The sequence below is a fragment of the Brevibacterium limosum genome, from assembly GCF_011617705.1.
In the GTDB taxonomy this organism is placed as follows: domain Bacteria; phylum Actinomycetota; class Actinomycetes; order Actinomycetales; family Brevibacteriaceae; genus Brevibacterium; species Brevibacterium limosum.
In genome coordinates this window covers 1,424,726-1,448,639 of sequence record NZ_CP050154.1, presented here as the reverse complement: position 1 = coordinate 1,448,639, position 23,914 = coordinate 1,424,726, and the positions used below count along the sequence as shown (strand labels likewise).

Here is a 23,914-nt window from a genome sequence, read left to right as displayed (position 1 = left end):
TGCGTTCAGTGCCCGGCGCCCTCGGTGGGAGCGGGTCTCAGTGAACGACCGTGCCGATCTTCTCACCGATGATGGCCTTCTGCAGGTTGCCCTCGCCTTCCATTCCGAAGACGTGCATCGGCAGCTTGTTGTCCATGCACAGGCTGAAGGCGGTCGCGTCGACGACCTTGAGGCCGCGCTGCAGGGCGTCTTGGTAGCTGATCTCGGCGATCTTCTCCGCACTGGGGTCGACGTTCGGGTCGGCGGTGTAGACGCCGTCGACACCGTTCTTGGCGATGAGGACCTCATCGGCGTGGACCTCGAGTGCACGCTGGGCGGCCACGGTGTCGGTGGAGAAGTACGGGAGTCCGGCGCCGGCGCCGAAGATGACGACGCGGTTCTTCTCCATGTGCCGCATGGCGCGGCGGGGAATATAGGATTCGGCGACCTGCGACATCGGGATCGCGGTCTGCACGCGGGTATCGACACCCGTCTGCTCGAGGAAGTCCTGCAGGGCCAGGCAGTTCATCACGGTGCCGAGCATGCCCATGTAGTCGGCACGGGTGCGGTCCATTCCGCGCTGGGAGAGCTCGGCTCCGCGGAAGAAGTTGCCGCCGCCGACGACGATGCTGACTTCGACGTCTTCGGTGGTGGGGGCGACCTCGCGGGCGACCGCGGCCACGACGTCGGGATCGACGCCGATCTTGCCGCCGCCGAAGACCTCCCCGGAGAGCTTGAGCAGAACACGGCGGCGGTGAGTGCGCACCGCTCGGCTGGCGTAGCTGGATTCGTGAACAGGGGTGCTTGTCATGGAGTCCTTCTTCCGTGCAGGCAGGTCTGTGCCCGGTGGGATCGTCACTGTGGCCGGGCGTCTGGGTCATTCTAGCGAAAAACGGGGCCGGACCGATTGGTCCGACCCCGCTCCTCGGGTGAGTTCTCACTCACTCGGTGAACCTGGGAAGCAGAGACGTGTCTGCTTCGCGGTCAGTGGTGAATCAGGCTCCGACGCGGTAGCGCAGGAAGCCGGTGGCCTTGACGCCGGCAGCCTCGAGCACCTTGGCCACGGACTGCTTGGGATCCTTGGCGAATCCCTGGTCGAGCAGGCAGTTCTCCTTGAAGAAGCCGTTGACGCGACCCTCGATGATCTTCGGCAGTGCCTGTTCGGGCTTGCCTTCGTTCTTCGCGGTGTCTTCGGCGATGCGACGCTCGTTCTCGACGATGTCGGAGGGAACGTCTTCGCGGGAGAAGTACTTCGGGGCCATGGCGGCGATGTGCACGGCGACATCATGTGCCACGGTCTCGTCGTCACCTTCGAATGCCAGCAGCACGCCGACCTGCGGAGGCAGGTCCTTGTTGGTGCGGTGCAGGTAGGAGGCGATCTTGGCGCCCTCGAGGCGGCCCACGCGACGCAGGTCGACCTTCTCACCCAGGGAGGCACCGGATTCGGTGATGAACTGGGAGACGGGCTTGCCGTCGGTCTCAGCGGCGAGCAGTGACTCGGCCGAGTCGGCCTTGTTCGCCACGGCCAGTTCGAGGACCTCTTCGGAGAGCTTGACGAACGGTTCGGACTTCGCAACGAAGTCGGTCTCCGAGTTGAGCTCGATCATGGTGCCGGATCCGCCTTCGACGGAGGTCGCGACCAGACCGTCGGAGGTCGAGCGGCCTTCGCGCTTGGTGGCGCCCTTGAGGCCCTTGATGCGCAGTGCCTCCATGGCCTTCGCCTGGTCGCCGTCGGACTCGTCGAGAGCCTTCTTGACGTCCATCATTCCGGCGCCGGTCTTCTCGCGCAGTGCCTTGATATCAGCGGCAGTGTAGTTTGCCATTCTTTCTCCTCAGGATGGTGGAGTTAAACGAAATCAGGACTCGGTCGACTCGGTGGAGTCGGCGGCTCCCGCGGCCTCAGCGGCAGGTGCTTCGGTCGCCTTGTCAGCGGCTTCGGCAGCAGCCTCAGCTGGGGGCTCGTCGGTCGCCTCTTCAGCCGCGGCTGCGGCGTCTGCGGCAGGAGAGGCGGCTTCCTCAGAGGCGGGAGCGTTGCCTTCGAGCAGCTCGCGCTCCCATTCGGGCATGGGCTCGACGGCGGAGACGTTCTTCTCACCGCTGGCGTCGTCCGAGGAGTGGCGGGCGATGAGGCCTTCGGCCACGGCATCGGCGACCACGCGGGTCAGCAGCGAGACCGAACGGATGGCGTCGTCATTGCCCGGGATCGGGTAGTTGACGTCGTCCGGGTCGCAGTTGGTGTCGAGGATGCCGATGACCGGGATGCCCAGCTTCTTGGCTTCGTCGACTGCGAGGTGTTCCTTCTTGGTGTCGACGATCCAGACGGCCGACGGGGTGCGCTGCATGTCGCGGATACCGCCGAGGGTCTTCTCGAGCTTGTCCTTCTCGCGACGCAGGATGAGCAGTTCCTTCTTGGTGTGCGAGGAGCCTGCAACGTCGTCGAAGTCGATCTCTTCGAGTTCCTTCAGCCGGCGCAGACGCATCGAGATGGTCTGGAAGTTCGTGAGCATACCGCCGAGCCAACGCTGGTTGACGTAGGGCTGACCCACGCGCTGTGCCTGCTCAGCGATGGATTCCTGGGCCTGCTTCTTGGTGCCGACGAAGAGGATCGAGCCGCCGTGGGCCACGGTCTCCTTGACGAATTCGAAGGCGTTGTCGATGTAGCCCAGCGACTTCTGCAGGTCGATGATGTAGATGCCGTTGCGTTCGGTGAAGATGAAGCGCTTCATCTTCGGGTTCCAACGACGGGTCTGGTGTCCAAAGTGAACGCCGCTGTCGAGCAGCTGGCGGATGGTGACGACGGCCATGCCGACGCCCTCCTTTCTGTGCACCGCAAGGTGCTTTTACGTCACGCGCGCGCCGATCTCTGCCGATTCGAGACCCGATGGGCTCGCTTCGATCGGACCGACGGGATGCGTCGATGACATTTTCGGTTGATTCCTGGTACCCGGTTCGTCCGCCCCACAGGCACACCTGACGGCTGCCTGCACCATGGGAAGGAGAAGAATTCGGATACGCGTAGTCAGAAGACACGCTTCTGCTGGTCTTAAGTCTATCCCGGTCGGGCAAGCCATTTCCAATCGAGATCGATCCCTCGCCGAGGCGGCCCACCGGCTCGCACCGCCGTGTCGACATGCGCGTCGACGCGTGGTCGACCGGTCACGATGTGTCGACTCATGCGTCGATCGGTGTGGATGGATGGATGCGACCACGGCCGGCAGGAGCAGTTCCAGTCCGGGCCAGGACACCGAATCCGGGCCAGGACACCGAATCCGGGCACGGGCTGCTGAATCGCCGTGGTTCCGGTTCACTCGGCCACCGATTCCTGTGCATGGCCTGTCGACTCGAACGTCGGGAGCCTGTGGAAGGAGAAGGCTCGTCCACAGGGCTGTCTCCGCTGGGTGACACGGACGTGCGCCACAGGCTTGCATGCTCCTATGGATCTCTTTGCGCTCGACCGATTCCGCCCACGCTTTCACCAGCGTGAGGCCGAGACCGGCTCACGTTTCGGTTCGCCGCCGTCTGTGTTCCTCGCCCTGATCATCGCAGCGGCCCTGGTGCTCACGGCCACTCCCCCGGCGGCGAGCGCCGCCACCGGCCCTGGCTCGACAGCAGCACAGAGCGCTCCGAAGACGAGCACTTCGAAGAATTGGGCCACCCCGGTGCCGGCGATGGAGATCATCGAGGCCTTCGACCCTCCGGACAAACCGTGGCTCAAGGGGCATCGCGGAATCGACGTGCTCGCCGTCGTCGGCGAGCCGCTGCGGGCACCCACGACGGGGACGATTCGCTTTGCGGGGACCGTGGCGGGGATGGCCACCGTCAGCATCCTCACCGATTCCGGACATGTGCTCACGTTCCAGCCGGCCGCGACATCGTTGGCAAAGGGTGAGAGCTTCGCCGCCGGTGAGCAGATCGGCGCGGTGGACAGCGGTGGTCATTGTCAGCGTTCGTGCCTGCATATCGGGGCGTGGCCGGCCGCGAGCGAGAAGAGATATGTCGATCCGGTCAGGTTCTTCGGCCAGGAGCAGTCGGCTCTGCTGCCGCTGTCTCGGAAACCGGCGAAGGAACCGAAAGGCGGTGGGGATTCGACCACTTCGGGTGCTGGTGCATGGGGCGGTCACAGGAACGGGCGGATACCCGCCTCGGCGATGTGCCGGTTGGAGACGGCGCCCGGTCAGATGCTGCGCTGTGATGCTCAGGCCGCGTTCGATCGGCTCTCGAAGGCGTTCGAGGCCCGTTTCGGTGCTCCGATCTCCGTCACCGACGCCTACCGGGACTACGCCACGCAGGTGATCCTCAAGCGTCGGAAGGGGCGGATGGCGGCGACACCGGGGACATCGAATCACGGATGGGCGCTGGCGGTCGACCTCGGCAGCGGGATCAATTCCTTCGGCACCGCACAGCATCAGTGGATGCGGGCGAACGCACCGAAGTTCGGCTGGATCCACCCCGGATGGGCGAGGCAGACGGGGTCGCTGCCCGAGCCGTGGCATTGGGAGTTCCGCAAGTAGAGAGCCGCTGCCGGCAGGGCGCTTCCGAGGGGACATTGCCGGCCGGCCGCAGCTCTGTGAGTCTCAGGCCCGCGGATGTGCTCGACGGTAGGTGTCCTGCAGCCGCTGCATGGACACCTGGGTGTAGATCTGGGTGCTGCTCATGGTGGAGTGGCCGAGCAGCTCTTGGATCTGCCGCAGGTCGGCGCCGCGGTCGAGCATATGGGTTGCCGCCGAGTGACGCAGTCCGTGCGGACCGATGTCCGGGGCGCTGGGGTCGTGGGAGCCGTAGCGGTGGACGAGTTCGCGCACCTGCCTCGCACCGATGCGTCCCCCGCGGACGCCGAGGAACACTGCGTCGCCGCTGTTGGGACCGGCGAACAGCTCGCGGGCGGCGAGCCAGTCCTCGAGGGCCCTGCGCGCTGGGCTTCCAAAGGGGACACGACGTTCCTTGTCGCCCTTGCCGAGCACGGTGATCATCGATGCCCGGTGATCGATATCGCTGCGGTCGAGCCCGGTGAGTTCCGAGACGCGCACCGCGGTGGCGTAGAGCATTTCGAGGATCGCGGCGTCCCGAATGCGTTTGGCCGCGTCGAGCGGGTCTGGCTTTTCCCCAAGTGTGTTCGAACCGCTCGCCCCGGATTCATCCTGCTGTTCATGTCCAGCCGCGGTGTTTCCTGACCGGGACCTCTCGGCGGCGGAGATGAGGTCGGCGGCCTGCTGGGGTTTGAGCACCGTGGGCAGACGCGAGTCCTTCTTCGGTGTCCGCAGACGTGCGGCCGGATTGTTCTGCAGCCCCAGATTGCTCACACCATAGGCGAAGAAGGAACGCACGGCCGCGATCTTGCGAGCCACCGTCGATTTCGCGGCTCCGGCGTCGTCGAGCGCGATGAGCCAAGACCGCAGGTCATCGAGTTCGACGCCAGCAACATCGATTCGCGGCCCGGAAGTCTTCGACGAGTTTCCTGCTCCGTCCGGCAGGCTCTGTTCGCCGTCAGACGAGGTCCGCTTGGACGTCGCCGTTGCCGCGCCTTTCTCGGAGCTGCCTCGGATCTTCGTCGAGTGCACGGCATGGTCGAGGAAGTCGGTGACGTCGGCGACGTAGGCGCGAGCGGTGTGTTCGGAGACATCACGGGACCGCAGGTGGTCGGCATAGCCGGACACCACCTCGGCGACGGTCGAGTCTGTGCTCACATCCCCAGGATATGCGAGCGCCTGGGTTCAGCCGCGGGACTTGCGCAGTTTCACCCACCCTGTGTCGCGCCGAGCTGCCAAACCGTCGAGGTCGAGTGCGGTCAGGGAGTTGAGCGCGTCGGCAATCGTCAGACCTGCCCGAGAGGCGATGGTGCCGACGTCGAGCGGCTTCGATACGGTCAGCGCATTCAGACAGATCTTCTCCCGCTCGTCGAGCGCTTCCCGGGGGTCGGACGACGGCGAACGATCTCCGCTGTGCGGGGCGTCTCCCACTGCGGCAGCGTCGAACAGCGCCGGGGTGTCATCGTCCGTGAGCGCGATGACATCGTCGCTGCAGGTGACGAGCTCCGCCTCGTGTTCACGCACGAGCCTGTGGGCCCCGGCCGAGGACGCCGAATAGACGGACCCGGGGAAAGCCGCGACCTGCCGGGAGAGTTCGAGGGCATGCCGGGCGGTGTTGAGTGCCCCGCTGCGCCAACCGGCTTCGACGATGACGCTCACCTGCGCGGAGGCGGCGATGAGCCGATTGCGCAGCAGGAATCGGTGGCGCATCGGCGTCATTCCCGGAGCGGTCTCGGACACGATGGCGCCGGTGGTGAGGATCTGTTCGAACAGTTCGGCGTTCGCCGCCGGGTAGAAGCGGTCGACGCCCCCGGCCATGAATGCCACCGTCGGTGCTTCCCGAGCGACGGCGGCACGGTGGGCGGCCGCGTCGATGCCGAAAGCTCCCCCGGACACGACGGTGATTCCACGAGCGGCAAGATCCCACGCGAGGTCCGAAGCGCATTTGGTTCCGTAGCTGCTGGCCGCTCTGGCCCCGACCACGGCAACGGCACGAGTCAGCACGGCACCGAGAGAAGCCGACCCTCGGACCCATAGCCCCAGTGGCGCAGCTGGACCGAGGTCGTCGAGCATCCGAGGCCACTCATCGTCACCGGGGATGACCAGGCGCCCACCGATTCTCGCGATCTTGTCCAGATCATTCCCGACAGCGCCGGCTTCGCCGGCTCGCACCGCCCACCGGTCGATGGCCTCTGGCATCTGAGCATGTTCAGCCGCCTCGGCACCGGTGGTGGCCAGACCCTGGACGGCGTCGTGGGCTGTGGTCTCACCCCGGCCGACGGCGGCGATGATCGCCCGGGCGGCGACGGGACCGATGCCGTCGACGAGGCGTTTGAGCAGACCGTCACCGGGCTCGCCGATGCGCAGGAGTGAGGCGATGGCTGAGCGGACTTCATCATGTGCGTTCACGGTCATGACTCCTGTGTCCTCAGGGCGAGCGCCATTCTCATCGTGTCGGGGTCGGGTCCTGGCTTTCCCACCAGGTCGGCCAGGGTGGTCGCGACTCGCAGCACTCTGTCGTAGCCGCGCATTGTGATCCGGCCCGTGTCGAGGGCCCGGTCGAGATCGGTCAGGGCCGCCGGTGTGAGTGCGAAGTGTTCGCGCAGCCAGGTTCCGGGTGCGTCGGCGTTGAGCCGCCAGTCGCAGTCAGCGAAGCGTTCGGCCTGTCGGTTCCGCGCTTCGAGGACGCGGGCCGCGACGGTGGCGCTGGTCTCCTGGTCTCCGCCGAGCCTGATGTCGGCGGGTGAGACGGGGAAGAGTTCGAGCTGCAGGTCGACTCTGTCGAGCAGCGGGCCGGACAGACGGTTGCGGTAGCGGCGCTTGTCCAGGGGCGTGCACCGACAGTCCGCGCCGGCTCCGGCCATCCCGACTCCGCAGGGGCAGGGGTTCGCGGCCATGATGAGTTGGAACGAGGCCGGAAGCACCATCGATCCCCAGGCGCGGTGGATGTGGACGCGACGGGATTCCATCGGCTGCCGCAGGGCTTCGAGGACGTCGCGGGAGAATTCGGGGGCTTCGTCCATGAACAGCACCCCGCGGTGGGCGCGGCTGAGGACCCCGACCGTTCCGGGGCGGCGTCCGCCGATGAGCGCCGAGGCGGTGCTGCGGTGGTGGGGTGCTTCGAACGGGGGCCGGTGGTCGAGTCCGTCGCTGCCGTCGAGTTCTCCGCGCAGAGAGCGGACGGTGGCGACTTCGACGGCTTCATCGTCGTCGAGGGGCGGCAGGATTCCGGGGAGGCATTGAGCCAGCAGGGTCTTGCCCGCTCCCGGCGTGCCCCGCATGAGCAGGTTGTGGCCGCCCGCGGCGGCGACTTCGAGACCGAATCGTCCTTCGGCCTGTCCTTGGACCTCGGCTAGGTCGTGGAGTTCCGGGGCGACGGGGACGGGGCGGTCCATTTCGAGGACTGCGGGCAGTGCGGGCACGGCCATCGATCCGCCGTAGGCATTGACGACTTCGGCCAGTGAGGCGACCGGGAGGATTCTGGCCCGTCCGATGAGGGCCGCCTCGTCGGCGTTGCCGACGGGGACGACGAAGCGGTCGAAGCCTGCCTGCAGTGCTGTGTGCAGGGAAGGGAGCACTCCGGTGACGGGACGGATCCTGCCGTCGAGTCCGATCTCACCGCAGTGGACGACATCGCCGGTGTCGTCGTTGGTGATCAGCGACAGTGCTCTGAGCACGGCCACGGCGATGCCGAGGTCGAATCCGGTGCCGATCTTCGGCACAGTGCCGGGAGTGAGGTTGATCGTCAGGTGTTGTGTGGCAACGGGTCTGCCGAGGTAGGCCAGGGCGGCTCGGAGTCGTTTGCGTGATTCGCTCACCGAGGCATCGGGCAGTCCGACGATGTCGATTCCGGGCAGTCCGGCGCTGACGCCGGCTTCGATCGAGACGATCTTCCCGGTCAGTCCCCACAGGGCCACGGCCGAGGCCCGCCCGATGATGTGTGTCGTTGGCTGGGGTCCAGACGGTTCCGGCTCTGCTCCCCCGCCTCCTGTCTCAGGCTCAGAGCATTCGGGCTCGGCCTCGTCTGAACCGACCGCTTCCGGTGGCCGGTGCTCGCGTCCCGGTGTCTCCTCGCTCATGAGTCGACCTGGATGTTCGGGCAGTGGAAGTACTGGACGCGCGGTTCCGTGATGATGCCGAGCGCATCGATGCGTGTGGCCGGAAAATACTCGTCCTGTTCCCGCAGCCAGATGCCTGCCAGTGTGCGGATGCGGGCGAGCTTGGTCGGGGTCACCGCCTCCAGCGGAGATCCCAGCATTGCGGTGCGACGCGTTTTGACCTCGACGAAGACCGCCGTGCCGCCGTCGCGGGCGATGATGTCGAGCTCACCTCGAGCGCACCGGAAATTGCGTTCGAGAACGACCAGACCGGCGGCTTCGAGGAACGCGGCGGCGAGGTCCTCTCCCCTGCTGCCGAGCGCCTGTCTGCGCGTCCCTTTGGCGGTCCGTGTGCTCTTCGCCGTGCGTGTCCGACCGGGTGTTCGTGTCCGTCCCATGTCGGCCAGATGACCACGGCGGCACTGCCTGAGGGAAGGGAGGAAACAGAGCCTGTGGAGAAGGCTCACTCATCCACAGGCTCATAACGATCGAGTCAGGGCCTCGTCCCCAGCGATCGGCGCAGGAGTGGGTGAGCCCAGGATTCGCCGAAAGGCTGAGTGAGCAGCCTCAGCCGCGGATCGCGGTCGGCGGCTCGAGATCGGATTTCGCGATCTCCTCGATGTTGACGTCCTTGAACGTCAGCACATGCACGGTCTTGATGAACCGTGCCGACCGGTAGCTGTCCCACACCCAGGCATCGCGCAGGGTGAGTTCGAAGTACACGTCGCCGGCGTCGTTGTGAGCCTTGAGGTCGACATGGTTGGCGAGGTAGAACCGGCGCTCGGTCTCGACGACGTAGGCGAAGAGACCGACGACGTCCCGGTATTCCTTGTACAGCGCAAGCTCGAGTTGTGCTTCGTAGTCGTCAAGATCATCGGCACTCATGACAGACCCTCCTTCGCTCCTGTGTCCGCGCTCAGGCGGAAGCTTCTCCGGTGGTGGATGCAGGGTCCGAGTTCGGCGATGCCCTGCCGGTGCTTCACCGTCCCGTATCCCACGTTCGATTCCCAACCATAGTGCGGATGGGCTTCGGCGAGTACGATCATCGCCTCATCGCGTGCCACTTTCGCCACGATGCTCGCCGCCGCGATCGCCGGAACGGAGCCGTCGCCCTTGATGATGGTGCGCACCGGCGGCAGTTCGAGGTCGGCACAGTCACCGAATATCCCCAGGCAATCGAGGGTGAGTGGAGCAGACAGCCAATCGTGCCGCCCGTCGAGGAGGACCATCGTCCGGTCAGGCAGAACCCTCGCCGAGGCGGCCACGCCGTTCTCGTCGAACCCGTTCGGATCGTGCCCGGCCGAACCGGTGCCGGCCCATTCCCGGAGGACCGAGAGCATGGCGCGACGTCCGGCGAGGTTGAGCGCCATCGTCATCCCCACCTCGTCGAGTTCGGCAGGGGTCGTCGACCCCACCGCCGCGGCGGCCGCCCACGATCGCACACGGTCGGTGGCATCCCGTCGGGACTGCGCGCTCAGCTGCTTCGAATCATGGATGCCGGCAGGCACCTCGGCGGCGGTGAGGACGCGCAGATCGAACAGGGCGACGCCGACGCTGACCGGGCCGGCCAGAGCGCCGCGGCCCACCTCGTCGACGCCGATGACGAAATCGAATCCCTCGCTCAGCAGTCCGCGTTCGACGCTGAGATCGGTGAGTCCACTTACGGCCATCAGTTCCCGGTGATTCCCTCTGCGGTGTCCGGCACGTCCGCGAAGACCTCGTCGGGGGTGGAGACCCAGCTGAAGTGCTTGAACGGCCAGTTGATGAGGAACACGGTGCCGACCACGTCGTCCTCGGCCACATAGGGGTCGGTGTCCATGTGGTACCGGGAGTCAGCGGAGTTGCCGCGGTTGTCGCCCATCACCCAGTAGTGGCCCTCGGGCACGGTGATCTCGAATTCGAGGTCCGAGGGGGCGGTGCCTTCGTCGAGGTAGGTCTCGTCGATCGGTTCGCCGTTGACCAGCAGGCGTCCTTCTGAGTCACAGCAGCGGATGGTGTCGCCGCCGACGCCGATGACGCGTTTGATCAGCTGGTTTCCCGCGTCCGAGGGCGCCAAGCCGATGAATTCGAGAAACGGGTTGGGTGTGTATTCGGTGGTCTCGGCGGCCGAGAGCCAATGATCCGGGTCGTCGAAGACGATGATGTCGCCGCGGTCCGCGGGTCCGAAGCGGTGAGCCAGCTGGTTGACGAGCACGCGGTCGTCGACCTGGAGGGTGGTCATCATGGATTCGGACGGAATATAGAAAGCGCGGACGACCCACGTCTTCAGCGCCGTCGAGATGAGCAGGGCGATGACGATGATCGCCACGGTCTCCAACAGCCCGCGCGCGAACCGTTTCGAGGCAGGCGGCGGGGAAGCTTCGGATTCGCTTGTCATTCGTTCGCTTTCACATCGGACCAGGGCTGCGGCTGTGGACTGAACCGAGCGTATCAGCACGACCGGCACCGCACGCTCAGCCGCAGTACAGTTCCGTGCGAACGCTCAGTCGACCGTGCGAAGGCTCAGACGACCCAGATCCCCTCGCCGAGGCGGCACTCAGTCGATCGATGAGCCGTGACCGATCACGGGGCCGATGACCCGATCGGTGGGGATGAAGCCCCCACCGGGCCGTCCCAGCAGCGACCGTGAGTCGGCGGAGTCATTGCGGTTGTCGCCCATCACCCACATGGTGTCCTCGGGGACTTCGATGGAGAACTCCACCGCGGAGGCCGGGGTCGGGGCAAAGTCTTCGTTCAGGGGCTTGCCGTTGAGGAGCAGACGCCCCTTCGCGTCGCAGCATTCGAGGGTGTCACCGCCGACGGCGATGACGCGTTTGACGTAGTAGACGTCGCGGGGGCCGAGTCCGACCCAGGATCCGATCTTCTGCAGAGGAGTGGGCAGCGCATCATCGACGAACGACCCGCGACCGTCGAAGACGACGATGTCTCCGCGTCGGATGTCTCCGCGCAGGGCGTCCGGACGCCACACTGTGATCGAGTCGTCGACCTGCAGCGTCGGCTCCATCGACGCGCTCGGAATCGTGAAGCGCTGGATGACGAATCCGCGGATCGACCCGCCGAGGACGATGATGACGACGACGATCGCCACGATCGCCTTCCAGAAGCGTGCCGAAGACAGAAGACGCGACCCGAAGGTCGCGTCTTCATGTCTGTTCGGCACCGCGTGATCATCTCCCACAGTGCCGGGCAAATCAGGCCTTTTCGCGGATGCGAGCGGCCTTGCCGCGCAGTTCGCGCAGGTAGTACAGCTTTGCACGGCGGACGGCGCCGCGGGTGAGGACCTCGATCTTGTCGACGTTGGGCGAGTGCACCGGGAAGGTACGCTCCACACCGACGCCGAAGCTGATCTTACGGACGGTGAAGGTCTCGCGGACGCCGTCGCCCTGGCGACGGATGACGATTCCCTTGAAGACCTGAATACGCGAGCGCGAACCTTCGATCACCTTGACGTGAACGTTGAGGGTGTCGCCCGCACGGAATTCGGGAACATCAGACTTCAGCGAGGCTGCATCTACAACATCGAGCTTCTGCATTGTGGTTTCTCCTGTGGCCTCTGCTTCAGGTCGAGGACACGCATATCGGACCGGCGAACCGGCAGCTGGATCGTCTGTCGGGATCTCTCCCCGTCGACCCGCCGAATCTTACGCGACGAGCCACCGTGGGCACTCATCCCCCTGAAGCAGGTGAGCGCCAACAAACGCGACGCTCTATTCTGTCACGGTTGAGCGCTCAGACTCAAACCGCTCAAGCGCCGCCAGGTCGTCCTTGTTCAGGTCATCGAGTCTCTCGAGCAGGTCGGGTCTGACTTCAGCGGTGCGTTCGAGACGTCGGTCACGTCGCCAGCGTGCGATCGCGGCATGGTTGCCGCTGAGCAGGATCTCGGGCACCTCACGTCCGCGCCAGTTCGCCGGCTTCGTATAGATGGGGTATTCGAGCAGCCCGTCTTCGTGACTCTCCTCGGCCAGTGACTCGGGATTGCCGATGACACCGGGGATGAGGCGGCTGACCGCTTCGATCATCACCATCGAGGCGACTTCACCGCCGTTGAGCACGTAGTCGCCGATGCTCATAGGCAGCAGTTCGAAGTGCTCCCCCGCCCAGTCGATGACGCGCTGGTCGATGCCTTCGTAGCGTCCGCAGGCGAAGACGAGGTGGTCCCGGTCGGCGAGGTCCTCGGCGATGCGCTGGTCGAACACCTGCCCGGCGGGGCTGGGCACGATGAGCGTCGGTTTGGATCCGACCGCAGGACTGTGGCTCCGGCCACCTTCCGGACTGTCACCCTCCGCAGCGCTGCCGCGCACCGCGAGGATGTGCTCGAGAGCCAGGGCCCAGGGTTCGGCCTTCATGACCATGCCCGCTCCCCCGCCGTAGGGCGAATCATCGACCGTGTTGTGCCGGTCGGAGGTGAAGTCCCGCAGGTCGTGGACGCGCAGGCTCAGCTGCCCACGGTCGACGGCTTTGCCGATGAGCGAGAGCTGCAGCCCGGAGAGATATTCGGGAAAGATCGACACGACGTCGATCGACATCTGCGGTCCGGCCGCCTCGGTGGGGGTGGGCTCCGGCGTCACGGGTCCGGGTGGGACCGCCTCGGCAGGGCTGTCGTTGCCGGTCATCGGGGGTGTTTCGCTCATTCGGCGTCGAAGAGGCCGGCGGGCGGGGTGACGTGGATGCGACCGGCGTCGATGTCGACGTCGGGCACGATCTCGGTGACGAACGGGATGAGCACAACGTGTCCGTCGGTGTGCTTCATGTGCAGCAGATCCTGGGCGGTGCCGTTCGTGACGTCGACGATCTCGCCGACGAGGGCGTCGTTCTCATAGACCGAGAGTCCGATGAGGTCGTCGAGGTACCAGGCGTCGGAATCGTCCTCGTCGTCGACCGCCTCGGCGAGGATGAGGGTGTTGCGGATCTCCTCGGCGCGGTTGCGGTCGGCGACCTCGTCGAAGGCCAGGAGCAGGCGATCGCGATGCCATCTCGCCGACTTCAGCGTCAGCGGTCCGATATCGGGATCGGTGGCGAAGCTCGCTCCGGGATTCAGCCGGTCCTCGGGTCGGTCGGTGCGCACCTCGACGGTGAACTCGCCCTTGATTCCGTGCGGCTTGCCCAGCCGGGCGATCACCGTGTCCATACTGCTCCTCGAAGATTGCTGTCGATGTCTGTCCGGCCGACCACGCGCATCGGTGGCTGCACTTGCAGTCCGTCGCCCGACCGCCGTGTTCTGGCACCATTCTAGTCGGCAACCGGTGAGTGAATGCACGAGAGGGGATGCAGCGGCAGTGCGCTGCATCCCCTCTCGGATGTTCGGATTACGCTTCGATGAGGTCCACTCGCACCGACTCACGGCCGGCCAGCGAGTTCATCACGGTGCGCAGGGCCTTGGCGGTCCTGCCTGCACGGCCGATGACCCGGCCGAGGTCGTCGGGGTGAACCCGGACCTCGAGGGTCGTGCCGCGCTGCGAAGAACGCGAACGAACGGAGACGTCGTCGGGATGATCGACGATTCCGCGGACCAGATGTTCGAGCGAATCAGGCAACATCTCAGACTTCAGCGCTCTCTTCAGCGGGCTCGGCTGCTTCCTCGGCCGGAGCCTCGGACTTGCTGCCGCCCTTCTGGGTGATGGCTTCCTTGATCACCGATTCGGCGTTGGGAGCCACATAGGCCTCCTTCTCCGGCTGCGGCTTCACGGTGTTGACCGCTTCACCTTCACCCTTGAACTTCTGCCAGTCACCGGTGAGCTTGAGCAGTGCACGCACCTGATCGGTGGGCTGGGCGCCCACCGAGAGCCAGTACTGAGCGCGCTCGGAGTCGATCTCCACGACCGAGGGCTCGCGCGTCGGGTGGTAGATGCCGATCTGCTCTTTTGCCTTGCCGTCACGACGCGTGCGCGAATCCATGACGACGACGCGGTAGAAGGGTGCACGGATCTTGCCCATGCGGGTCAGACGAATTTTGACTGCCACTTTAGTGGTGTCTCCTTTTGTGTTCTGTGTGCACAGCTGTCCCAGAAGAATCGTGGGGTTGATCTGCCGGGAGCTGCGGCTCGGACTATCACTTCGGCGCGGATGAGAGGGCCCGGACCGAGAGCAAAAGTACAAGAGTCAATTGTGCCAGAAGGCTCTGCTTCTTGCCACTTGGGTATACTCTACTTCTTTCCGCCTGGGAAGATTCCGCCGAAGCCCTTGGGCAGGTTCGCCGGATCGAATTCCTCGTCCTTGTCCAGATCGACTCCGCCGAAGGCCGAACCGACCGGATCCTGGGTCTTGCCCGCCTTCTTATCGGCCAGTGCCTGCGCCTCCTGCGCACGCTTGGCCGGGTTGCCCGACTGGCCGCCCTTGCGTCCCTTCTTCTTCCCCGCGGCTTTCTTCTTCTTTCCGCCCGAGGCGCCGGGCATTCCGCCCATTCCGGGCATCTGCGGCATGCCGCCGCCACCGGGCATTCCGGGCATCCCTCCACCGCGGGTCATCGACCGCATCATCTTCTGCGCCTGGGTGAAGCGCTCCATGAGCTGGTTGACCGCGGTGACGGTGGTACCGGCGCCCTTGGCGATGCGGGCACGACGAGAGCCGTTGAGGATCTTCGGGTTCGTCCGCTCCTGGGGTGTCATCGATCTCACAATCGCTTCGACCCGATCGACCTCCCGCTCGTCGAAGTTCGCCAGCTGATCCTTGTACTGGCTCATCCCGGGCATCATGCCCAGCATCTTCTTCATCGAGCCCATCTTCTTCAGGCCCGACATCTGGGTGAGGAAGTCGTTGAGGTCGAAGTCCTCTCCGGATTCGACCTTCTTCTTGAGCTTCTCGGTCTCTTTTTCGTCGAAGTTCTTCTCGGCCTGTTCGATGAGCGTCATGATGTCGCCCATGTCGAGGATCCGGTCGGCCATCCGATCCGGATGGAACTGTTCGAAGTCCTTCATCGATTCGCCCGTCGAGGCGAACATGATCGGCTTTCCGGTCACCTCGGCGACGGACAGCGCAGCACCGCCGCGGGAGTCGCCATCGAGCTTCGAGAGGACGACACCGGTGAAGTCGACGCCGTCGAGGAACGCCTCGGCGGTCTTCACCGCGTCCTGACCGATCATCGCATCGATGACGAAGAGGACTTCGTCGGGGTTGACCGCGGTGCGGATGTCCGCGGCCTGCTTCATCAGCTCTTCGTCGATGCCGAGGCGGCCGGCGGTATCGACGATGACGACGTCGTGGAGTTTGGACTTCGCGACCTCGATCGAATCGGTGGCGACCTGGATCGGATCGCCCACACCGTTGCCCGGCTCCGGAGCGTAGACCACAGCACCGGCACGCTCGCCGACGATCTGGAGCTGGTTGACCGCATTGGGTCGCTGCAGGTCGGCGGCGACGAGCATCGGCCGGTGGCCCTCGGACTTCAGCCAGTGGGCGAGCTTTCCGGCCAGGGTGGTCTTACCGGCGCCCTGGAGGCCGGCGAGCATGATGACCGTCGGCGGACGCTTGGCGAACTCGAGACGTCGGGTCTGACCGCCGAGGATGCCGACGAGTTCGTCGTTGACGATCTTGACGACCTGCTGGCCGGGGTTGAGTGCGCCCGAGACCTCCTCGGACAGGGCGCGTTCGCGGATTCGGCCGGTGAAGGCGCGCACGACAGGCAGAGCGACGTCGGCGTCGAGCAGGGCACGTCTGATCTCACGAATGGTGGCATCGACGTCGGCTTCGGACAGCCGGCCCTTCCCGCGCAGATTCTTGAAAGTCGCGGTGAGCCTGTCGGACAGAGAGTTAAACACGTACAAGCCTTCTTCACGATGGTTTGGTCGACTCTCTAGACTAGCAAGTCACCCGCGTCCGGCTGAAACCACGCGCCCTGACAATGCCCCGTGAACCCTCGCCGAGGCTGCCCACCTACCCCACCACCCGGCAGCGGTCCCACCCCACCACCGCCGCCGTCTCCCGCCGTCACTCCCTGGACCCGGGAGACATCCCACCCTGCCGGCGTCTCACCCACCCCGTACTCGCAATAGGCAGCGGCAGTCGCAAACCCCCTCGCTGCACCGCGGTGAGGTGCGAGGAACGGTGAGGGGTGCCCGTGTACCTGTAGGAAGTGGCGGCAAGGGGAAGAATCGCCGCGAGCTGTGACCGACGAGGCACAGGCTGCAGTGACCAGCCGGCCGCGGGTCAGCGGAAGGAGTAGGCCTGCTCCGCGTGTTCGAAGGCGTCGATCCCTTCGAGCTCCTCGCGCGGGTCGATCCGCAGCCCCATCGTCCGGCGCAGCACCAGCGCGATGGCCAGCGTGACGAGCCCGGCGAAGACGATGGCCACGAGGCAGGCGAGCACCTGCGCGATGAGGAGTTCGAAACCACCGCCGTAGAAGAGACCGGCCGGTCCGTCCTCGTGCGGGAAGGCGAAGAAGCCGATCATCACAGTGCCGATGATTCCCGCGACGAGGTGGACGGCCACCACATCGAGCGCATCGTCATACCGCAGACGATTCTTCGCTTCGACGGCGAAGATCGCTCCCGCACCTGCGGCGCCGCCGATGAGCACGGCAGCGTAGGGGTCGACGTTCGCACACGCCGGGGTGATGGCGACGAGGCCGGCGATCGCACCCGAGACGCTGCCGATGCTGCTCGGTCGCGAGGCCCTCAGCCGTTCGATCATGATCCAGGTGATCATGCCGGCGGCCGGGGCGGCCAGGGTGTTGATCCAGATCAGACCGCCCTGTTCGATCGTCGAGGCGGCGCCTCCGTTGAAGCCGAACCATCCGAACCACAGCAGGGCCGCTCCGAGCACGGTGATCGGAATGTTGTGCGGCTTGTGCGGGGCCGAGAATCGGGCACGGCGCCCCATGACGATGACGAGGACGAGGGCGGAGATGCCGGCGTTGATGTGGACGACGGTGCCGCCGGCGAAGTCGATGGCGGGTCCGAACAGGCGGCCGATCACACCGGATTCGCTGAGCAGCCCGTCTCCCCAGACCATGAACGCCAGCGGGCAGTACACAAGAGTCACCCAGGCGGCGGAGAAGACGAGCCAGGTGGAGAACTTCGCTCGGTCGGCGACGGCTCCGGCGATGAGGGCGATCGCGATCATCGCGAAGGTCGATCCGTAGCCGATCGAGATGAGCGAGGCGGGATCATCGGCCACGGCACCCGTGAGTCCGAGCTGGGACAGCGGGCTGCCGACGATTCCGGCGATCGAATCACCCGAGCTCAGACCGTATCCGTACAGCACCCAGACGAGTCCGCCGACGGCCATTGCGGAGAAGACCATCATCATCATGTTGATCGCCGAGGTGATTCGCGTCATCCCGCCGTAGAAGAACGCCACCCCCGGGGTCATGAGCAGCACCAGCCCTGCCGCGACCATCATCCATACGTTCACTGCATCGAGTTCCATGTCGTCTCTCATCTGTCGAAGCCGGTTCCGGAACGAACCGCGCAGAGACAGTCTCCATGACGCATGTCACAGTGATGCTTCAGTCATGTTTCGTGATTATGACAACGCGGGCCTCACCCAGCAGGTACAAGGGTGAGGCCCGGCGGAATCAGTGCGCGAACTCAGTCGAGCAGAGCGTCGACGAATCCTTCGGCGGTGAATGGTGCAAGATCGTCTGCACCCTCGCCGAGGCCGATGAGCTTGACCGGCACTCCGAGCTCACGCTGGACGGCGACGACGATTCCGCCCTTCGCGGTGCCGTCGAGCTTGGTGAGCACGATTCCGGTGATGTCGACCGCCTCGGCGAAGACCTTCGCCTGCTGCATGCCGTTCTGTCCGGTGGTCGCGTCGAGGACGAGGAGCACTTCGTCGATCTCGTGGCCCTCCCCCAGCGGGCGGGTGGCCACCCGCTTGACCTTGCCGAGCTCATCCATGAGTCCGCGTTTGTTCTGCAGACGGCCGGCGGTGTCGATGAGGACGACGTCTGTGCCGTCGGCCTGCCCCTTCTCGACGGCCGAGTACGCCACCGAGGCGGGGTCGGCACCTTCTTCCTTGCGGACGGTTTCGACGCCGACGCGTTCGCCCCACGTGGACAGCTGTTCGGCTGCGGCGGCACGGAAGGTGTCCGCGGCGCCGAGCAGCACGGTCTTGTCCTCGGCGACGAGCACACGGGCGATCTTGCCCACCGTCGTCGTCTTTCCCGCACCGTTGACACCGACGACGAGGATGACGGAGGGGTCGTCGCCCTTGCCGGTGTCGGCCAGGGACCGGTCCATCGTCGGGTCGACGAGTTTGATGAGCTCTTCGCGCAGCAGTCCGCGGACCTCTTCGGGGTCTCGGGTGCCGAGCACTTTGACGCGTTCGCGCAGACGGTCGACGAGTTCGGTCGTCGGTTCGACCCCGACATCGGCGAGGATGAGCGTGTCTTCGATCTCCTCCCAGGCGGATTCGTCGAGGTTGTCGCGTGACAGGAGGTTGAGCAGTCCGCGGCCGAGCCCGGTGTTCGACTTGGCCAGGCGCTCGCGCAGGCGCACGAGGCGGCTGGCCGGTTCGGTGGGAACCTCGGAACCGCGCGCTTCGACCTTTTCCTTCTCGACCGCCTCGGCGACGTCATCGATGCTCAGCTCACCGGTGACCTCGGCGTCGATGCCGCGTTTCTCGTCCAGTCCCTTCCTGCGGGCGTTGACACGCAGGGAGATGCCCAGGGTGACGATGAGGGCGAACACGATCGCCCCGACGATGAGCAAGATGATCGGCTGATCCATGGTTCTTCCGTCCTCCTTTGAGCCCCGCCGGTCAGGCCGCCGGCACTCGAGTTCCCGGAATCATCCGGGCTGGTGTCTGTCTGTCGGTGAGCGCGCCGGAATCAGTCGGCGCGGTCTCCGTTGTTCTCAGCCTCGAACGCTCGAGGCCGCGTGGGTCAGAGGTCAGGAGCCGCGGCTGCCGAAGAGCAGCCCGGCAGTGGTCTTCCACCCGGTTCCCGACTCCGGGATCTTCCAATGGCGGGTGCGCGGGCGCACCGTGATGAGTGAGGGGGCCGCGTGGCGTCTGGGCTGGGGGCGCAGCACATAGGAGTGATCGCGGATCGCGGTCACCGCCGCCTGCTCCCTGGTCGCCAGGTGCGAGGTGCCGTCATCGTGGCCGAAGAATTCGTGGACCTCGTCGTCGTATCCGGTCCATTCGGAGGGCAGGCGGAATCGCTGCACGTCGGAGGAGTATCGCAGGCGTCCTTCGGCGCGCAGGCCGGGCAGAGCCACGAGGAGGACGACGACGAGTGCCAGAGCGAACGAGATCGCAAGTCCGACGATGACGACCAGTACCGAATTCATGCCCTCGAGCCACCTCGCAGTTCAGCAGCCTCGGCCATGGACGTCTCGCTCCTCACGTTCTTCGAATACCTGTGTCTCGGCCCAAGTCTATAGTCCCTGGCCACGACAAGTGTGCTCGGCCGCCATACGGCAGTTGCAAAATTCCCTGGGACTGTCCTGGGCGTCACCGTCGAACAGCCTTGTGCCCCGACGGCGGGCCTGTCATCTCGGGCGCGTTCCCTGAGACGTCGGCTGCCGATCACGGAATCCGCTGCGATATGACTTTCGACACTCCGTCGCCGTGCATCGTCACTCCGTAGAGGGCATCGGCGATCTCCATGGTCCGTTTCTGGTGGGTGATGACGATGAGCTGCGAGGAGTCCTGCAGCTCTTCGAACACGGTGAGCAGCCGCGAGAGGTTGAGATCGTCGAGGGCCGCTTCGACCTCGTCCATGACGTAGAAGGGGCTCGGCCGAGCCTTGAAGATCGCGACCAGCATGGCCACGGCCACCAGCGACCGTTCCCCGCCGGAGAGCAGGGACAGCCGTTTGACCTTCTTACCGGCCGGCCGGGCGTGCACATCGACGCCGGTGGTGAGCATATCGTCGGGATCGGTCAGGCTCAGTGCACCCTCACCGCCGGGGAAGAGTCGCGAGAAGATGTCCTCGAATTCCCGAGCCGTGTCCGCATAGGCTTCGGCGAAGACGCGTTCGACGTGCCGGTCGACCTCATCGACGAGCTGCATGAGGTCCTTGCGTGAGGACTCGATGTCCGCGATCTGCTTCTCGAGGAACTGATGCCGCTCCTTCAGCGCCTCGTATTCCTCGAGCGCGAGCGGATTGACCGTGCCGATGCGCTTGAGCTGCGACGCCGCCTGCTTCTGCCGCTTCTCGACCTCGGCACGCACATACGGCCGGTCCTCCGTTTCGTCGTCGAACGACGGCACCGGCAGATGCGGCCCGAATTCGTCGACGAGGCGGTCGATGCTTAAGCCCGTCTCCTCCTCGGACCGGTGCGCGATCTCCTCGAGCTTGAGCCGGAACCGCTCCTTCGCGAGCTCCGCTTCGGCGGCGGCGTCCCTGAGCTTCTGCAGCCGGGTCCGCGTCGACCCCAATTCCTCGCCGAGGCGGCCCTTCTCTTCCCGCAGACCGCCGCGTTCGTCGACGAGGACCTGGATCGCCTCACCGAGTTCGGCCACCGTGGAGGTGGCCAACTCCGCGGCTTCGGCCGCGGTCTCGGCGATGAGCTGCACCGAGGCGGCCGCGCGCTTCTTCTTCGCGATCGTGCGCTGCGTCTGCTCCCGCGCCGCCTCTTCGGCGTTCGCCGCTCTCAGGAGGGAGTCGACGCGGTCGCTCAGGAACCGGGCCCGGTCGGCTGCGGACCGGTGGCTGATGCGGGCTTCGACGAGGTCTTCCGACGATTGGGCGACCTGTGCGCTGAGTTCGTCGCGGGCGGCGGTGTCGACGACTTCGTCGACTTCGGCGGCTCCGGCCAGTGCCGCCGCGGCCGACTGCGAGTCGCGTTCGGCCGCAGCCAGGCGGGTTTCGAGTTCGGCGGCGTTCTCCTGCGAGCGCTGCAGGCGCGTGCGGGCCACGCCGATCTCACCGGTGATGCGTGAGACCTCTTCGGCGGCGGCCATGATCTTCGCGTCCGAGGAGTGGAGGGCATCGAGCGCTGCGGCCGCTTCCTCTCGGGCGGCGGTCAGTCGCGGGTCGAGCTCGTCGAGTGCGGCGTCGAGCTTCTCGGCTCGCCCCTCGAGGTCGGCGATCAGGGAATGTGTGTCCTCGAGCGCTGTCTGTGAGGCCAGGCGGGTGCCCGAGGCGGTGCGGGCCCGGCTGATGCGGGTCGCGGTGAGCACTTCGCCGTGGACGGTGACGGCGGTGAGCTCGGGCCGGGTCTCGGTCAGGGCGATTCCGGTCCGTGCGTCGGGGACGCAGACGACTCCGTGCAGGGCCCGGGCCAGCAGGGTGCGCAGTTCGGGAACGTCGCTGTCGACGACGTCGGAGAGCCACCGCAGCTCTCCCGTCGACTCCCCCACTCGGGGCAGCTGTCCCGGCGCCGGCAGGTCCGGCAGCGTGGGAAGGGCACTTCCACCGCCCTTCCCGGCCGTCGTTTCGGCACCGGCGGGGATGGTCAGGGACACGTTCGTGTCCTCGCCGAGGTGGTCGAGCACTGCCAGCGCCACTTCGCTGTCATCGACGATGACGCCGGAGACCGTGGTCGACAGGGCCGCTGCCGCGGCCATCTCGAATCCGTGGTCGACGCTCAGCCGTTCGGTCACGGCAGTGCGCACTCCCGGCAGGTCGGCGTTGACGATGTCTTCGAGGTCGGCTTCCAGGGCGGTGCCCAGGGCCAGAGCTTCTGCGCGGGCCTTCGCCGAGGACAGTTCGGAGGCGACCTGCGCTCGCTGCTCCTGCAGCCGGGTGCGTTCGGTCTCACACTTCTCCTGCGCCTGCCTCGCGGTCTCATAGGCGGAGTCGAGTTCGGTCTCTCCGGCCTCGACGTCCTCGACTCCGGTCTCGGCGGAGTCGAGTTCCCTGGTGCGCTCCGTGATGCGGGCGGTGACGGTTTCGATCTCCGTGCGATTGGCTTCGATCCGGGATCTGAGGTCGGTGATCCGTTCGGCCGCCTGGGTCTGCTTCGACTGCAGCGCCGAGCGGTTCTTCACCGCTTCGGTGATGGCGATCTGCGCGGCCTTGACCTCGTCTTCGGCGGTGCGCAGCGCTTGGGTGAGCTCTTCCTTCCGCTGTTGGCTGGCCTCGAGTGCACTCGTCTTCTCGGTCACGGCCGCCTCGGCGTCGGTGAGTTCGGAACGGAACCGTTCAGCTTGGGCGCGCAGCTCTTCGGGGGACTTCGACTCCCGCTGCCCCAGGCTCGTGACCTCGGAGAGCAGGTGGGATCTCTTGTCTTCGGCACGTTGGCTCAGTCCCTGGGCGCGCACGATCTGGGTCTGTGTCCGCGATTCGGCGGTGCGTTGGACTTCGAGTTCACTGTCGAGTTCGGACAGTCGGGCTTCGATCTCCGACAGTCGCGCCTCGGTGCGGGTGCGAGTGCGGTCGAGCTCGGCGATGCGGTCGCTGTGGTCTTCGCCGTCGCTGGTCGAGGCCAGGGAGGACTGCATCCTTACGGCATCGTCGGCGAGCAGCCTGGCGGTGGCATCGCGCAGGGTCGCTTGGACCGTTGCGGCTTTCGCGGCGGCCTCGGCCTGCCGGCCCAGCGGTCCCAGCTGTCGGTTGAGTTCCGTGCGCAGATCGGTGAGGCGGTCGAGGTTCGTCTGCAGTCCGGTGAGTTTGCGGACCGCTTTGTCCTTGCGACGTCGGTGTTTGAGCACTCCGGCGGCTTCTTCGATGAAGCTGCGTCTCTCCAGCGGGTCGGCGTGGAGGATCGCGTCGAGGCGGCCCTGCCCGACGATGACGTGCATCTCCTTGCCCAGGCCGGAGTCGTTGAGCAGCTCTTGGATGTCGAGCAGTCTGGCCGGGGCCCCGTTGACGGCGTATTCGGATCCGCCGGTGCGGAACAGGGTCCGCGATATGGTCACCTCGGTGTAGTCGACGGGGATGGCTCCGTCGGTGTTGTCGATGGTCAGAGTCACCTCGGCGCGTCCCAGGGCCTGCCGTTTCGAGGTTCCGGCGAAGATGACGTCGTCCATCTTCCCGCCGCGCAGATTCTTCGCACCCTGCTCGCCCATCACCCAGGACAGGGCGTCGACGACGTTGGACTTGCCCGAGCCGTTGGGGCCGACGACGCAGGTGATCCCGGGCTCGAATCGGAGGGTCGTCGCCGAGGCGAAGGACTTGAATCCCCGCAGTGTCAGGCTTTTGAGATGCATATTGGGCACCAGCATATCCGCAGGCGGCGGCGAGATCCCGAATCTTTTGGTAGAGTTTCTCCTCGTGCGCAGACGACTGCGCCGTTTTCCTCCGTAGCTCAGTTGGCAGAGCATTCGACTGTTAATCGAAGGGTCGCTGGTTCGAGCCCAGCCGGGGGAGCTGGAAGGGGCCCCGTCGTGCGCGACGGGGCCCCGACTTCTCACTGCGGGATACGGCGGTGAAGGCGACGAAGCGGACCGAGCAGACGAGAATGCTCCACTATTTCCTCATCG

At 65.8% G+C, this 23,914-nt stretch carries 22 protein-coding genes and 1 tRNA gene; 2 read left to right on the top strand and 21 right to left on the bottom strand.

Translation table 11 applies throughout. The features are described 5' to 3' along the window. Positions 1 to 37: 37 nt before the first annotated feature. The 3 genes from pyrH to rpsB form a co-directional block, all read right to left on the bottom strand. A complete protein-coding gene (pyrH, locus tag GUY37_RS06510; RefSeq protein ID WP_228278399.1) occupies positions 38 to 790 on the bottom strand; it encodes a UMP kinase in 753 nt (250 codons plus the stop codon). A 184-nt stretch (positions 791 to 974) separates the two neighbouring features. Beyond that, a complete protein-coding gene (gene tsf, locus GUY37_RS06505) occupies positions 975 to 1,802 on the bottom strand; it encodes a translation elongation factor Ts (RefSeq protein WP_166823621.1) in 828 nt (275 codons plus the stop codon). A gap of 33 nt (positions 1,803 to 1,835) precedes the next feature. Then, the gene (gene rpsB, locus GUY37_RS06500; protein ID WP_166823618.1) at positions 1,836 to 2,783 is read right to left on the bottom strand and encodes a 30S ribosomal protein S2; all 948 of its coding nucleotides are present in this window, start codon (positions 2,781 to 2,783) and stop codon (positions 1,836 to 1,838) included. Positions 2,784 to 3,413: 630 nt separating this feature from the next. Between rpsB and GUY37_RS06495 the strand changes: the two genes are divergently transcribed. Then, a complete protein-coding gene (locus GUY37_RS06495; protein WP_228278398.1) occupies positions 3,414 to 4,490 on the top strand; it encodes a D-alanyl-D-alanine carboxypeptidase family protein in 1,077 nt (358 codons plus the stop codon). 63 nt (positions 4,491 to 4,553) lie between these two features. Here the strand turns inward: GUY37_RS06495 and GUY37_RS06490 are convergent, their stop codons facing one another. The 18 genes from GUY37_RS06490 to smc form a co-directional block, all read right to left on the bottom strand. After that, positions 4,554 to 5,663: a tyrosine recombinase XerC gene (locus GUY37_RS06490; RefSeq protein ID WP_166823615.1), complete on the bottom strand. Its 1,110-nt coding sequence runs from the start codon at positions 5,661 to 5,663 to the stop codon at positions 4,554 to 4,556. A gap of 27 nt (positions 5,664 to 5,690) precedes the next feature. After that, a complete protein-coding gene (gene dprA, locus GUY37_RS06485) occupies positions 5,691 to 6,920 on the bottom strand; it encodes a DNA-processing protein DprA (RefSeq protein WP_166823612.1) in 1,230 nt (409 codons plus the stop codon). Next, on the bottom strand, positions 6,917 to 8,584 hold the full coding sequence (locus GUY37_RS06480; RefSeq protein ID WP_166823609.1) for a YifB family Mg chelatase-like AAA ATPase: 1,668 nt from the start codon (positions 8,582 to 8,584) through the stop codon (positions 6,917 to 6,919). Before GUY37_RS06480 ends, dprA begins: the two co-directional genes overlap by 4 nt. Then, positions 8,581 to 9,000, bottom strand: a complete 420-nt coding sequence (locus GUY37_RS06475) for a YraN family protein (RefSeq protein WP_166823607.1) — start codon at positions 8,998 to 9,000, stop codon at positions 8,581 to 8,583. Before GUY37_RS06475 ends, GUY37_RS06480 begins: the two co-directional genes overlap by 4 nt. Before the next feature lie 169 nt (positions 9,001 to 9,169). Further along, a complete protein-coding gene (locus GUY37_RS06470; protein ID WP_025777313.1) occupies positions 9,170 to 9,487 on the bottom strand; it encodes a DUF2469 domain-containing protein in 318 nt (105 codons plus the stop codon). Next, positions 9,484 to 10,272, bottom strand: a complete 789-nt coding sequence (locus GUY37_RS06465; protein WP_166823605.1) for a ribonuclease HII — start codon at positions 10,270 to 10,272, stop codon at positions 9,484 to 9,486. The genes GUY37_RS06470 and GUY37_RS06465 overlap by 4 nt, the downstream gene beginning before the upstream one ends. Beyond that, positions 10,272 to 10,979: a signal peptidase I gene (gene lepB / locus GUY37_RS06460; protein ID WP_166823602.1), complete on the bottom strand. Its 708-nt coding sequence runs from the start codon at positions 10,977 to 10,979 to the stop codon at positions 10,272 to 10,274. The genes GUY37_RS06465 and lepB (GUY37_RS06460) overlap by 1 nt, the downstream gene beginning before the upstream one ends. Before the next feature lie 159 nt (positions 10,980 to 11,138). Further along, a complete protein-coding gene (gene lepB / locus GUY37_RS06455; protein WP_166823600.1) occupies positions 11,139 to 11,762 on the bottom strand; it encodes a signal peptidase I in 624 nt (207 codons plus the stop codon). 31 nt (positions 11,763 to 11,793) lie between these two features. Beyond that, on the bottom strand, positions 11,794 to 12,135 hold the full coding sequence (rplS, locus tag GUY37_RS06450) for a 50S ribosomal protein L19 (RefSeq protein ID WP_039210968.1): 342 nt from the start codon (positions 12,133 to 12,135) through the stop codon (positions 11,794 to 11,796). A gap of 174 nt (positions 12,136 to 12,309) precedes the next feature. After that, the gene (gene trmD, locus GUY37_RS06445) at positions 12,310 to 13,128 is read right to left on the bottom strand and encodes a tRNA (guanosine(37)-N1)-methyltransferase TrmD (protein WP_166829453.1); all 819 of its coding nucleotides are present in this window, start codon (positions 13,126 to 13,128) and stop codon (positions 12,310 to 12,312) included. Positions 13,129 to 13,229: 101 nt separating this feature from the next. Further along, positions 13,230 to 13,730, bottom strand: coding sequence for a ribosome maturation factor RimM (gene rimM, locus GUY37_RS06440; protein ID WP_166823597.1), 501 nt, complete (start codon positions 13,728 to 13,730; stop codon positions 13,230 to 13,232). A 178-nt stretch (positions 13,731 to 13,908) separates the two neighbouring features. Further along, positions 13,909 to 14,139: an RNA-binding protein gene (locus tag GUY37_RS06435; RefSeq protein ID WP_025777320.1), complete on the bottom strand. Its 231-nt coding sequence runs from the start codon at positions 14,137 to 14,139 to the stop codon at positions 13,909 to 13,911. 1 nt (position 14,140) lies between these two features. Further along, the gene (gene rpsP, locus GUY37_RS06430) at positions 14,141 to 14,563 is read right to left on the bottom strand and encodes a 30S ribosomal protein S16 (RefSeq protein WP_166823595.1); all 423 of its coding nucleotides are present in this window, start codon (positions 14,561 to 14,563) and stop codon (positions 14,141 to 14,143) included. Between the two features lie 182 nt (positions 14,564 to 14,745). Then, positions 14,746 to 16,356, bottom strand: a complete 1,611-nt coding sequence (gene ffh / locus GUY37_RS06425) for a signal recognition particle protein (RefSeq protein ID WP_166823592.1) — start codon at positions 16,354 to 16,356, stop codon at positions 14,746 to 14,748. A gap of 388 nt (positions 16,357 to 16,744) precedes the next feature. Continuing rightward, complete coding sequence (locus GUY37_RS06420) at positions 16,745 to 17,965, bottom strand: ammonium transporter (protein WP_166823590.1); 1,221 nt, start codon at positions 17,963 to 17,965, stop codon at positions 16,745 to 16,747. Between the two features lie 161 nt (positions 17,966 to 18,126). Further along, entirely contained in the window at positions 18,127 to 19,269 is a 1,143-nt protein-coding gene (gene ftsY, locus GUY37_RS06415; protein WP_166823587.1) for a signal recognition particle-docking protein FtsY, read from the bottom strand. A gap of 162 nt (positions 19,270 to 19,431) precedes the next feature. Further along, positions 19,432 to 19,833 carry a hypothetical protein gene (locus GUY37_RS06410; RefSeq protein WP_152348209.1) on the bottom strand — a complete coding sequence of 134 codons (402 nt, stop codon included), beginning with the start codon at positions 19,831 to 19,833 and terminating at the stop codon, positions 19,432 to 19,434. Positions 19,834 to 20,071: 238 nt separating this feature from the next. Continuing rightward, a complete protein-coding gene (smc, locus tag GUY37_RS06405; RefSeq protein WP_166823585.1) occupies positions 20,072 to 23,641 on the bottom strand; it encodes a chromosome segregation protein SMC in 3,570 nt (1,189 codons plus the stop codon). 87 nt (positions 23,642 to 23,728) lie between these two features. On the opposite strand from smc, the gene GUY37_RS06400 reads away from it, so the two are divergent. Continuing rightward, positions 23,729 to 23,801: transfer RNA gene (locus tag GUY37_RS06400), tRNA-Asn, on the top strand. The last annotated feature ends 113 nt before the right edge of the window (positions 23,802 to 23,914 follow it).